This is a genomic window from Chryseobacterium kimseyorum (assembly GCF_025971945.1).
GTDB lineage: Bacteria > Bacteroidota > Bacteroidia > Flavobacteriales > Weeksellaceae > Chryseobacterium > Chryseobacterium kimseyorum.
Map to the genome: position 1 here is coordinate 55,152 of NZ_JAPDHW010000017.1, position 11,744 is coordinate 66,895.

Sequence of the window (11,744 nt, forward strand, 5' to 3'; positions counted from 1 at the left end):
TGATAGATCCGGTAGAATGTTCAGGCGATCAAATGTGACTAATCAACCTGCCAGATAGAATCTACAAACCATCTGTTTGAGTCTTTTATATTTTCAAGAATATGAAATCCTGATTCTTTTGCCAAATTTGTAATATCATTCTCAGAAAATTTCTGTGAAATTTCCATATCGATCAGTTCATGTTCCTCAAAGCTGAATGTATTGTTGCCAATATGAACATCCTGTCTTGCGAGACTTACAAGAAAACTTCTGCATGCTCCAGAAACCGGATCATAGGTTTGATAATGCTGAAATTCAGTGATATCAAAGTCAGCTTCGAGCTCGCGGTTAATTCTTAAAAGAAGATTCATATTAAAAGAAGCCGTAATACCTGCCGGATCATTGTAAGCATTCAATATCATGTGTGGATTTTTCTTTAAATCAAAACCAATAATCAGGACATCGCCCGTGCTCAGTTTTCTTTTAATTTCACGGCAGAAATGGTAAGATTCCTCAATATCCATATTTCCTATATTTCCTCCCAGAAAGAGAACGACTTTACGTCTTGTAGAAATAGAAGTTGCTTTATCAAGCATATCAAAATAGTCCCCTTCCAGAGTCGTCATATCGAGAGTTGGTAGCTCATTTCTCAGTTTATCATTCAGTACAGATAGAATGTTTCCGGATATATCGATGGGCATATATTTAAAATCAATATTTTTCTCCACAAGATGCTTAAGAAGATAGGTCGATTTCATCGCGTCTCCTGCTCCAAGCTCGATCAGATCAAAGGGCGCATCATTGACTAAAATACTCTGAGCCAATTCGGGAGTTTTATTTTTAAATATATCCAGCTCGCAATTGGTCAGATAATATTCAGGCATTTTCATAATCTGCTGAAAAAGCTCGTCGCCTGTTTTATCGTAAAAGTATTTTGAAAATAATTTTTTAGGAGTTCCGCTTAAGCCTTCTATAACATCTGATCTGAAACCAGTGATGACTTCGGTTTCCTTTTGACACTCTGTATCCAACTGTACGTTCATAGGTATATCTGTTTTGGTTTTTAGAGAACTACAACTATCTTGCCGCTGCCATCATTATTTCGAATTAAAATGCAGGCTGATCAAATTTCTTGTAGTTTAAAAAATTCCATATTTAAGTATGAATTTCTTTCTGTATTACTATAATGATCAATTTCTGAAAATACCTGTAATTTTTATTTCAAAAGGGATCTTCCAGGAGGTTTTTATGCGCGTTGATTAAAAGTAATTCTGATCTGTTTATTTTTTAAATTTAAGATTGAACTGTGCTTTCTAAAAATAGAATATCAAAGATTATATTTCACAATTCTAAAACTTGAAACTGCACTCTGGAGGCTTACAGTTTGAAACAGTTAAAAACGTATTACCACTATATACACTTTGCATTGGCGAAATGTGTACATTTGATACTCACCATTTAACTTTATAATTTAAATAAAAAAAAATGCTATCCGAAAAAGAAATTCAGGAAATAGAATTAAGGGTTGACCAGGCACAGAATGGCCCATGGAAAGCTTACATCGAGGGACGTGATCACGAAAGTGGCTCCAGTTTTATTAAAACAGGATCAGAGGAAGATCCTGGAGTAGATATTAAACTTGTCGGAGCAACCAATGCTGATATTGACTTTATTGCCAATGCAAAACAGGACATTCCGAAATTAATAAAAGAGATTAAAGAACTTCGAAGTCAAATTAAGTAAAAAAGTAAATGCAGAAGTTTCATATATAAATTAGAAAGGTCTGTATCACTTAATTTTTACCATATGGTAAATGCCCTGCACTAAATATCAAGTATCTTTAATCTATGAAAGAGTTTATTGACTATATTTTGCAGTTTGGAGATCTGAACAGACAGCAAATTGATCTTATTACAAGTAAAGCCACAAGACTTAATCTTCGTAAGGATGAGTATTTTTCAGAAGCCGGAAAAATTCCAAAACAAGTTGGATTTATTCTAAAAGGAGTCGTCCGTTTCTGCTATTACAATAACAAGGGTCAGGAGATCACTCATCATTTCGTAGATGAAAACAATTTTGTTTCGGATCAGCAAAAATTCGAGGCACAGATCATTGCTTCTGATTACATAGAGGCAGTTACCGACTGCGAGTTACTCGTTTTTTCAAAGAAAGACTGGGACGAGATAGGAAATACTATTGTCGGATGGGATGCTATCACTGGACTTATTGTAAAAAACTGTTTGCTGAAAACGATTGAAAGAAGAAGTCCATTGGTTTCAGAGGATGCAACAACGCGCTACCTCACATTCATGGAAAAATTTCCTTTATTGGTTAATCGAATTCCTCTGTCTTATATTGCTTCCTATCTTGGTATTACCCAGCAGTCGTTAAGCAGAATACGGAAAAGCATCAGGTAAAATCGCTTTTTACCATTTGGTAAACGCTGTTTGTGACCATATACCGAAATTTGTATCATTAATTTTAATATAAAAAAAATGGACAGAAAAGTAGTATTAATCACAGGAACCAATAGCGGATTTGGATGGCTAACAGCCAATAGCGTTGCGGCTTTAGGACATAAAGTGTATGCTACCATGCGTGACATCGACGGGAAAAATGCTGATAAGGCAAAAGCTTTGGCACAGGTACAGAATATCACCGTTCTGGATGTATCGTTAACTGACGAGAAAAGCGTAAGCGATGCTTTTGATAAGATTATATCTGAAGAAGGCAGAATTGATGTTTTGGTCAACAATGCAGGAATCTCGATGTTTGGAGTCGCCGAAAGCTCTACACCTGCTGACTTGCAGAAAATCATGGATGTCAACGTAACAGCGCCATGGAGACTGATGAAATTATCGTTGCCTTATATGCGTAAACAATCCGAAGGTTTAATCATTAATGTTTCAAGTGGATGGGGAAGATTTTCCGCTCCCTTTTCTACAGTATACAGTGCTTCGAAATTTGCTCTGGAAGGTTTAAGCGAAGGCCTTCATTACGAGGTGAGACCGTTAGGTGTCGATGTGGCTATCATTCAGCCAGGTGCTTTTCCTACTGAAATGTCGCAAAAGATTCAGTACGGTTCTGACCCGTCAGTAAGTGAAGGTTATCAGGCAATTGCTCAATATCCTGATAAAATGTTTGGTGCCATCGGGCAGATGTTTGAAACAGCAAAACCCAACCCACAGGACGTTGCAGACGCTGTAGTGAAGCTGATCGGTTTACCGAAAGGTCAAAGGCCTTTAAGAACAGTTGTTGATCCGTCAACAGGAGAAATTATAAAAGATGCAAACGATGCTGTAAAAGCAGAATATACAAAAGTTCTGACTGCATTTGGAATGAAAGATCTGTTGGTTTAAAAGTTTTCACTATGTTCAACAAGTTTATGCTTCATATAATTGCTTATGATCATTTTAAATGAATGGCTTATCACTTGATTTTTTTTAAATCATTTTTAATGTAACAATATTATTGCTCCAAAGTTTTTGATTTTGGAGTTTTTTTAAATCTGAATTTTACGTTTGTGAACAACAATTCAAGTCCAATACAAAACGACAGCGAAGGCATTTTTTAAGAGAAAAAAAACCCTTAACCTGTAAAATCACCGTTTGCTGATCACCAAAATCTGTAAAACAGGAAAAAATTTGCTGATATTTTTTAGTATTCTTAACTTCGTTGCGACTTTTCAGACAAATTCTTAAGGTATTTTATTCAAATGCTTTTATAGAAAGTTCAGATAAAAAATTAATTTAAAAACTAAAAAACTCTGACTTTTTTTGTCATTACACAGATATAAAAATTATTGATTACTTATAAAAATTCATTCAGAAACCTACTATGTCAAAGCCTTCCAACCACCATACTTCTGATAGGCAGAGAATTGCCGAAACTGAAGCTCGCCTGAAAGCTTTAATTGAAGCTACCTCAGATGTAGTGTACTCATTAAGTCCTGACTGGCATGAAATGCGCGAACTTGACGGGAGAGGATTTCTGAAAGACGCCAATGCACCATCAACAAAATGGAGATCTGAAAACGTGCACGAAGATGATCTCGAAATGGTGAACGCAAAAATAGAGGAATGCATCCGTGAGAAGAAAATTTTTCAGTTGGAACACCGCGTTTTGCGTGCAGACGGTACAATGGGCTGGACTTCATCTAAAGCAATCCCCATCCTGGATGAGCACGGAGAGATTATTGAGTGGTTTGGAACAGCAAAAGATATCACTCCCAGAAAGAGTGCTGAGGAAGCTTTGGAAAATGCTCAGGTAAAATCTGATCAGCAGAAAAGGCTGTACGAAACAGTAACATCATCAACACCCGATCTTTTATACGTATTTGATTTAGACTACCGATTTACATATGCCAATCAGGCACTGTTGAATATGTGGGGCAAAACGTGGGAAGATTCTATAGGAAAAACGCTTCTTGAAAACGGATACGAGCCCTGGCATGCAGAAATGCATGAAAAAGAAATCGATCAGATAAAAGAAAAGAAACTTCCTATACGCGGTGAAGTATCATTTCCCCATGCGGTCTTGGGCCGGAGGGTTTATGATTATATTTTCACACCGGTTTTAAACGAATATGGAGAAGTGGAAGCAATAGCGGGAGCCACCCGGGATGTTACAGACCGTAAGAAGTGGGAAGAAAGTCTGGAAAGCAGTTCTAAAGCACTCCATGCCGTGAATGAAGAACTGGCCAATACCAATAACGAACTTGAGGCTACAATTAAAGAAGTAGCGGTAGTCAACGATGAATTGACTAAGGCCAATGCAAAAATCGAAGAAGGTCAGATTGCCTTCCGCCTGGCTGTAAATGCGGCTAATTTCGGAACCTGGTTTGTCCATTCTATTACCCGCGAATTTATAACAGATGCCCGTTCAAAAGAATTATTCGGATACCGTGAGGATGAAGCGTTCAGTATCGAACAGGCTTTGGCACAGATTACAGACGAATACCGACCATATGTTACAGAAAAGCTGGAAAATGCCATTTACAATAATGGTGATTATGATGTTACGTATCCGGTAATAGGGCTTCATGACAACCGTCTTCGCTGGCTGCGTGCTATAGGCAACCTTAAGGCAGATCCTTCCGGAGATTTCTCTGCGTTTACCGGAATTGTAATGGACATTACAGAACAGTATCTTGCCGGTGAAGAAATTAAAAGAGCAGAAGAAAATCTGAGAATGGCTGTGGATGCTGCAGGTCTGGGCACATTTCAAATCAGTGCTGATGACCGAATATTTACGGCTTCACCAAAACTTAAAACATTCTTTGGGTTTCATCCTGACGAACCAATGTCCTATGAAGCTGCAATCAGCCAGATACATCCCGACTTTAGGAAGTCTGTAGCAGCAAATGTTGAGCGGGCATTTTCAGAAGGCACCCGTTTTGACATGGAACACCAAATTATCGGATATCATGATGAAAAACTGCGGTGGGTACGCGCTATAGGTGAAGTACATCACAAAAAAGGCAAGAAGTTTTTCACAGGAGTTATTCATGAAATTACTGAAAAAAAGCTGGATGAGATCCGAAAGAACGATTTCATCGCCATGGTAAGCCATGAGCTAAAAACGCCACTGACTTCTGTAAAAGGTTACATTCAATTGATGCAACGAAAATTTGCAGGAACTGAAGATAATGTATTTTCAAGTATGCTGGATAAAGCAGACTTCCAGATCAAAAAAATGACCGCCATGATCAATGGCTTTTTAGATATTTCAAGGCTGGAATCAGGAAAGATACACATTAACAGAGAAATGTTTAACCTCTCCTCTTTATTGCGGGAAGCCGAAGAGGAATTTATGGCGACTACCAGCAGTCATATTCTGATATTCTCACCAATTGAATCTGTAAAGATTAATGCCGACAGAAACAAAATTGGGCAGGTGATTCATAACCTAATCAGCAATGCGATAAAATATTCTCCCATTGGTAGTACCATTCACGTAACTTGTACTTCAGATCATGAGTTTGCGTATGTTCACGTGAAAGATAACGGAAAAGGAATAAAGCCCGAAGATGCGAGTCATATTTTCGACCGATATTACAGGGTTGAGAATGATAATATGCATTCGATTTCCGGCTTTGGGATAGGACTTTATCTCTGCTCAGAAATCATCAGTCATCACCAAGGAAATATTTCATTAGAAAGTGAAATTGGTAAAGGTTCAGATTTCGTTTTTTCACTGCCGCTTAATGTCGATTAAATAACATAATAAATTTAGTAAAAAGAGCATTTCAACAGTGAATCTTACGATATTTTATTAAAGGTTACAGAAAGTTTTTAACTAAAATATTTAGACAAAGCTAAAAATCTGCATTATTACGCTTAAAAAAAATTATATAGTATTAAAAAACTGAAAAACCATTATAAAACAAAACAACTGGACTGCAAATCCTACCAAGAAACAATTTATTTTATCCGTGACACTCTACTTTGTAAGTGTATTTTTACTGACCGCAGCTCTGACTAATTTCTATGAAGAGCGTATTGATCTTCAAAAACATTTTTTATCATTATTAGTAATTTTTTTCGCCACTCTTATGGTGGGAAAAGTGACAGTAAACTACTTTAAAAATTCTTAAATTATTCTTTTAAAATCAGGTCGACAAATTGCCTGGTTACCCATCCATAAAATCAAACTCCTGAGAACTTTAGTTTTCAGGAATTTTTATTTAAAAAAAAAACAAATTCTTTAAAAGTAGATTTAAATTAAAAAAAGAGAAACCTGATGCATTAGGATTTTAAAAAAACTGTTCATTATTTCAATTAAAAATCACGCACTAACCTAAACGTTAAATTAATACGTTCTTTCATCGGCACTGTAGATTTAGCAATGCGATGCTCCCAATTTTCCTGAAGATCGCCTTTCATAATGAGTAGAGATCCATGCGGAAGCGGCAGACTGTATTTACTTTGATGATGATCTTTTTTCCTAAAATCAAAATTTCTCGTTTGCCCTAAACTTACGGAGGCAATGACCGGACGGTTTCCATATCTGCTTTCTTTATCCCTGTGCCATGCGACAGAATCATTTCCATCCCTGTAAAGATTGAGCAGAACAGAGTTGAATTCGTATTCAAATGTTTTTTCAATCTTTTGTTTTAAAGAAAGTAATGTTGGCGTCCACTGATTGACATCAAATTCATTTTCTCCCGCCTGATAAGACTTTTCGACATCTCCATACCAGGCAGTTAACCTCGGAGTAACCACCATCTTATCATACATTTTCTGAGATCTCTGTTTCCAGGGCGTATTCTTTAGAAGCTCATCCTGTAGTCGGTCTGCCTCTTCACTACTTAGGAAAGCTTCTTTAAATTCCAACAGATCTTTTGGAAATTCATAAAACTCATCTGAACCGAATAAACTGAGCTGATTCATTGTATCTACCATTATTTTTCTAAATTTAATGCCATCACGATAATCTTACTATGCTCTATTTTTACCTAAAACATTTTTTTAATTAAATGACTGCCTGAATTCTAACGGAGTCTGACTCGTTTTATTTTTGAATAATCTGGTAAAAGACTGCGGATAATCAAACCCAAGCTGGTAGGCAATTTCAGATACCGAAAGATTGGTGGTCGACAGTATTTCTTTTGCCATTTCAATAAGTCTGTTGTGAATATGCTGCTGTGTATTGAGACCTGTTAATGAGCGCAAAAGATCACTTAAATAATTGGTGGAAACATGTAGTTTTTCTGCAACATACTGTACCGAAGGCATACCCGACTGTTGACTGTTATCAGAACTAAAGTAAGAATCCAGGACCTTCTCAAACTGCTCGATCAGATCATCATTTACCGCTTTATAGGTAATAAATTGCCTTTTGTAAAACCTGCTGCTGTAATTTAGCAGCAACTCGATCTGCGAAATAATAACGTCCTGACTGTAGTCGTCTATCCTGTTTTTCAATTCTTCATCAATAATTTTGAAAACAGAAAATATCGTTTCTTTTTCCTTTTCAGAGAGATGAAGAGCCTCATCTGTATCATACGAAAAGAAACCATACTGTCTGATCTTTTTAGCCAAAGAATAAGAAAGGAAAAAATCAGAATGGATCAGTAGAATAAAACCTTTGCCTTTACTACTTTTCGGTTTTTCAAAGAGCTGTCCCGGCGCCGTAAATACCAAACCACCTTCCCCAAAATCATAATGATGCTGCCCATATTTTGCCCGGCCAATACTGTCTTTGTATGCCATCTTATAAAAATCCAACACCAGATAGTCTGGCATGGTATCTTCCGGCACAGTCATTTCTTCTATGCGGATAAAACTCACCAGTGGATTTTCAGGTTTGGGCAGGCCAAACATCTGATGGAATTCTGATAATGATTTAAATTTATGCAGATTAATGTGTTTACTTCCCATCTTTTAAACTGTTAAGAACAACCATCAAAAATCTATTATTCTGACGGTCGTCCTAAGCAAAATTACTGAATTAATTACCAAGCTGTTTCGCCAGTTTCCGGATTGTATTCTTCGCTGATAAATTTTCCGGTGGGTCCGTCTTCGCCAATCATTGCAAATTTTGCAATTCTCTGGCCTCCTTCCTGAACAGTTCCTGTACCTCTGTGACCGTTAAAATCTGTTGCGACAAATCCCGGACAAACAGCATTCACTTTAAAATTGGTATCCCTCAGTTCGTACGCAAGATTGATTGTATACATATTCATCGCAGCTTTAGATGCAGGATATACTGCCGCTTTGTGGTGGTAATAAATCCAGTTGGGATCACAATTCAGCGTGAGTGAGCAGCCACTTGAAGATACATTGACGATTCTGGGCTGTTCTGATTTTTTCAGTAAATCAATAAATGTTTGCGTCACTCGGATCACGCCGTAGAAATTCGTTTCCATCACGTTTTGAAAAGATTCTACCGAAGCTTCCAAAGCTGCCTGCGGAAAACCACCGTTGATTCCTGCGTTATTAATCAGCACATCCAGCACCTGCGTTTTATTTTCAATCTTTTTCTTCGCTTCCTGCACAGATTTTAAATCTGTAACATCTAACTGAATAGCCTCTACATTTTCAAATCCTTCTTCATTCAGAATTTGAACAGCCGATTTTCCGTTATCCATGTTTCTGCTTCCGATAAAAACGTAGTATCCGTTTTCCAATAGCTGCCTTGCGGTTTCGAATCCAACTCCTTTATTGGCTCCTGTAATCAATGCATTTTTCATTTTAAAAATTGTTTTGTCTGTTATATACTTCGGCAAATTCTTTAGCAAAATCGGTAAGTTTTGTTTTTCCAAATTCCGGTTTATTTAAATAAAAATCTTCATACAAAGTACCGTTTCCCTGTGCTTTCTGCATAGCGACCATTCCAGTGGCAATCCACTTATTGATCCCTGCTGAAAGCATTTGATCTAATAACTGTTCCGACGGAATCACTTTCCATTTCAAATCATTATCACCAATTGCTTCCCCTAAAACCTCAGCAATTTGATTGGGAGAAACCTCGTCGCTTGCAACATAATGTACCGTTCTTCCTACAAATGGTTGATCCATTTCATCGGCAATTGTTTGCGCAATATCATATGGAGAAACCCAAGGCTCCTTCTGATTTCCCCCATAGCTCTGAATAATTGCTCCCTGAGATTTTATCATCGGCAGCCAACGGTAGACATTGCTGAAAAAACCTACCGGACGAATAAACTTTACCGATACATTTTCAGGAAGTTTTTTCAGAATATTTTCCACCTTGTGATGAACCAACAGACTACCGGTTCCCTGATCCGAATGAGCACCGATACTGCTCAGATGAATAATCTGTCTGACACCCGATTGCTGAACAGCCTCAACATAGTTATTCGCTATTTTTTCAAATTCAGCGACGAAGTCTATATTCTGATCAAAAAGACTTCCGATTCCTTCCCAGACTTCCATGAGATAAACTGCGTCAGCTCCTTTAAATGTTTCTGTTAAAAAGTTGACATCCTGGATTGTTCCTATGGCGGCAACAGCGCCTAATGCTTCTATATCAGATATTCTTTCAGCCTTACTGCTGATTACTGTTACCAAATGTCCATTTGCCACCAATAACTGAGTAAGTGGCTTACCGATATTCCCTAAAGAACCTGTTAATACGATATTCATTGTACTTAAATTTATACATACAAAATTGCATCGAAGCAGAAGAACAGAAATAACAGAATCAGGGAATTCATTAACAGAAACGTGGATTAGCAAAATAATAATGGAAACGTAATTTTTAAAATTATTCTGAAGGATTAATTTCGAGGGCTAAAAATCAAATCCTGACCATTTTCAAACTTTCGTGCTCTAAAATTAAATCCCACAGCTCTTTTGCTAAAAATTAACTCAACAGATTACTGTTTTCATAGTACGTATGACGAGTGTATAAGACGGTAAATTTAAATTATTTTCAATATCATTTTTTTATTCGGGAAAATATTGTATATTTGCACCCACAAAAAACAAGGTAATATTTGTTTTAGATGACCTTCAATCGGGGCGTAGCGTAGTCCGGTCATCGCGCCTGGTTTGGGACCAGGAGGTCGCAGGTTCGAATCCTGCCGCCCCGACAGTTTTAGCAGTTTTTTCAAAATTGCAAATGGGTGCGTAGCTCAGCTGGATAGAGCATCTGCCTTCTAAGCAGACGGTCTCAGGTTCGAATCCTGACGCGCTCACAAAAAAGAGAAATCAATATTTGGTTTCTCTTTTTTGTTTTTATATTCTTTATTTCAAAACTTTGGATCACTTATTCATTATCAAAACTTCGGGGTTAGTCAAAAACTTTTGATTTATAAAAGCCAAGACGATAACTTTTAAAAGTTACTATTTTTATCAAGAAAATCTTGCTGACAGCTAAAATTAAGCTGAAGTTTACAACTTAAAAATTCATTTAATTTCAATGTTTTCTACAGAATTTCTTTCGAACACGATCTTATGTTTTTGCTAAAAATATCCATATAGGACACAATCTCAATTTGAGGAAACGCTATTTTATAAATCAAACTAAAATTCGACAGATCAGTATAAGACCATTCGGCGTTCAGAATTAAAGCTTTACGAATTCTTCACTTAGTTACAACAATATCTGTAAACCTCCTCTTCCACTAATATTGGAGACAGTTGAATATAATTCCCGAGATGTAACCAATAACAAAAAAGCCTGTTCACTTTTGGAAAAACAGGCTTTATTTTAATTTTATGAATAAGATTAAGGTTTCCAGAACGTCCATTTCTGGCCATTGAAAACCACCAGTCGGTGTCCTGCCGAAGTTGCTCCCGCCAGGAAAGCCATCATTCCCGGTGAAGGATTTTTAATATTGGCCAAACTCGTCACAATAGGTAAAACCATTGCTTTTGAAGGTGACTCCAAAACTAAAACGCCGTCTGTTGTTGAAGTTTCGCTTCCGATAATTGCTTTCGCCGCAACCTGATCTGCCAAAGGTAAAGCCTGTGGCGGTTTTACAACAGCTTCTACGGCCGTTGAATATCCCGACTGTACGCTGAGGTCTTTCCAGCCCGCGTTTTCATTTTTTACCTTTACTTTGTATTCCGCATTCGCAGAGACATCGAAAATAATTGTTCCGCCCTGAGAAGCAGCTACCGCTGTAGGAACGGTTTCTACGTAAGGCAGAATAATTCCTTTATCATTATCAGTTCCGAATTCCAGTAAAACGGAAGTGTTGGTCACGTTCCCCACGCTCGTGGTACCTCCTATTTTCACCTGCGAATAAGCGAACGCAGAAAGAAAAACGGATAATATAATTGCTGTTTTGTGCA

General features: G+C 37.3%; 10 protein-coding genes and 2 tRNA genes. 6 read left to right on the plus strand and 6 right to left on the minus strand.

Going from position 1 to position 11,744, the window contains the following annotated elements; all coding sequences use genetic code 11:
• Nucleotides 1–38: 38 nt before the first annotated feature.
• The gene (locus OMO38_RS17685) at nt 39–1,022 is read right to left on the minus strand and encodes an L-histidine N(alpha)-methyltransferase (RefSeq protein ID WP_264751514.1); all 984 of its coding nucleotides are present in this window, start codon (nt 1,020–1,022) and stop codon (nt 39–41) included.
• 442 nt (nt 1,023–1,464) lie between these two features.
• On the opposite strand from OMO38_RS17685, the gene OMO38_RS17690 reads away from it, so the two are divergent.
• The 4 genes from OMO38_RS17690 (at nt 1,465) to OMO38_RS17705 (ending at nt 6,195) form a co-directional block, all read left to right on the plus strand.
• Complete coding sequence (locus OMO38_RS17690) at nt 1,465–1,722, plus strand: hypothetical protein (protein ID WP_264751515.1); 258 nt, start codon at nt 1,465–1,467, stop codon at nt 1,720–1,722.
• Between the two features lie 104 nt (nt 1,723–1,826).
• Nucleotides 1,827–2,396, plus strand: a complete 570-nt coding sequence (locus tag OMO38_RS17695) for a Crp/Fnr family transcriptional regulator (protein ID WP_264751516.1) — start codon at nt 1,827–1,829, stop codon at nt 2,394–2,396.
• 78 nt (nt 2,397–2,474) lie between these two features.
• Entirely contained in the window at nt 2,475–3,338 is an 864-nt protein-coding gene (locus tag OMO38_RS17700) for an SDR family oxidoreductase (RefSeq protein WP_264751517.1), read from the plus strand.
• Between the two features lie 478 nt (nt 3,339–3,816).
• Nucleotides 3,817–6,195, plus strand: a complete 2,379-nt coding sequence (locus OMO38_RS17705; protein ID WP_264751518.1) for a PAS domain-containing sensor histidine kinase — start codon at nt 3,817–3,819, stop codon at nt 6,193–6,195.
• 563 nt (nt 6,196–6,758) lie between these two features.
• Here OMO38_RS17705 and OMO38_RS17710 read toward each other — a convergent pair.
• The 4 genes from OMO38_RS17710 to OMO38_RS17725 all read right to left on the minus strand — a co-directional run bounded on the left by OMO38_RS17710 (nt 6,759) and on the right by OMO38_RS17725 (nt 10,088).
• Nucleotides 6,759–7,370 (minus strand): alpha-ketoglutarate-dependent dioxygenase AlkB family protein, encoded by a 612-nt coding sequence (locus OMO38_RS17710; protein WP_264751519.1) that lies wholly within the window; start codon nt 7,368–7,370, stop codon nt 6,759–6,761.
• A gap of 78 nt (nt 7,371–7,448) precedes the next feature.
• Entirely contained in the window at nt 7,449–8,360 is a 912-nt protein-coding gene (locus OMO38_RS17715) for a helix-turn-helix domain-containing protein (RefSeq protein ID WP_264751520.1), read from the minus strand.
• A gap of 74 nt (nt 8,361–8,434) precedes the next feature.
• Entirely contained in the window at nt 8,435–9,172 is a 738-nt protein-coding gene (locus OMO38_RS17720; RefSeq protein WP_264751521.1) for an SDR family oxidoreductase, read from the minus strand.
• A gap of 1 nt (nt 9,173) precedes the next feature.
• Complete coding sequence (locus OMO38_RS17725; RefSeq protein WP_264751522.1) at nt 9,174–10,088, minus strand: SDR family oxidoreductase; 915 nt, start codon at nt 10,086–10,088, stop codon at nt 9,174–9,176.
• A 374-nt stretch (nt 10,089–10,462) separates the two neighbouring features.
• Here OMO38_RS17725 and OMO38_RS17730 point away from each other — a divergent pair.
• Both OMO38_RS17730 and OMO38_RS17735 read left to right on the plus strand, forming a co-directional pair.
• A tRNA-Pro gene (locus OMO38_RS17730) sits at nt 10,463–10,537 on the plus strand.
• A gap of 31 nt (nt 10,538–10,568) precedes the next feature.
• Nucleotides 10,569–10,642: transfer RNA gene (locus OMO38_RS17735), tRNA-Arg, on the plus strand.
• A gap of 533 nt (nt 10,643–11,175) precedes the next feature.
• Here the strand turns inward: OMO38_RS17735 and OMO38_RS17740 are convergent.
• The coding region (locus OMO38_RS17740; protein ID WP_406567336.1) for a hypothetical protein at nt 11,176–11,744 on the minus strand (569 nt) is incomplete at its 5' end.

What these genes read in the sequence shown, in the direction of transcription:
- OMO38_RS17685 (WP_264751514.1), bottom strand. Translation starts at nt 1,022, where the DNA reads ATGAACGTACAGTTGGATACAGAGTGTCAAAAGGAAACCGAAGTCATC.
- OMO38_RS17690 (WP_264751515.1), top strand. Translation starts at nt 1,465, where the DNA reads ATGCTATCCGAAAAAGAAATTCAGGAAATAGAATTAAGGGTTGACCAG.
- OMO38_RS17695 (WP_264751516.1), top strand. Translation starts at nt 1,827, where the DNA reads ATGAAAGAGTTTATTGACTATATTTTGCAGTTTGGAGATCTGAACAGA.
- OMO38_RS17700 (WP_264751517.1), top strand. Translation starts at nt 2,475, where the DNA reads ATGGACAGAAAAGTAGTATTAATCACAGGAACCAATAGCGGATTTGGA.
- OMO38_RS17705 (WP_264751518.1), top strand. Translation starts at nt 3,817, where the DNA reads ATGTCAAAGCCTTCCAACCACCATACTTCTGATAGGCAGAGAATTGCC.
- OMO38_RS17710 (WP_264751519.1), bottom strand. Translation starts at nt 7,370, where the DNA reads ATGAATCAGCTCAGTTTATTCGGTTCAGATGAGTTTTATGAATTTCCA.
- OMO38_RS17715 (WP_264751520.1), bottom strand. Translation starts at nt 8,360, where the DNA reads ATGGGAAGTAAACACATTAATCTGCATAAATTTAAATCATTATCAGAA.
- OMO38_RS17720 (WP_264751521.1), bottom strand. Translation starts at nt 9,172, where the DNA reads ATGAAAAATGCATTGATTACAGGAGCCAATAAAGGAGTTGGATTCGAA.
- OMO38_RS17725 (WP_264751522.1), bottom strand. Translation starts at nt 10,088, where the DNA reads ATGAATATCGTATTAACAGGTTCTTTAGGGAATATCGGTAAGCCACTT.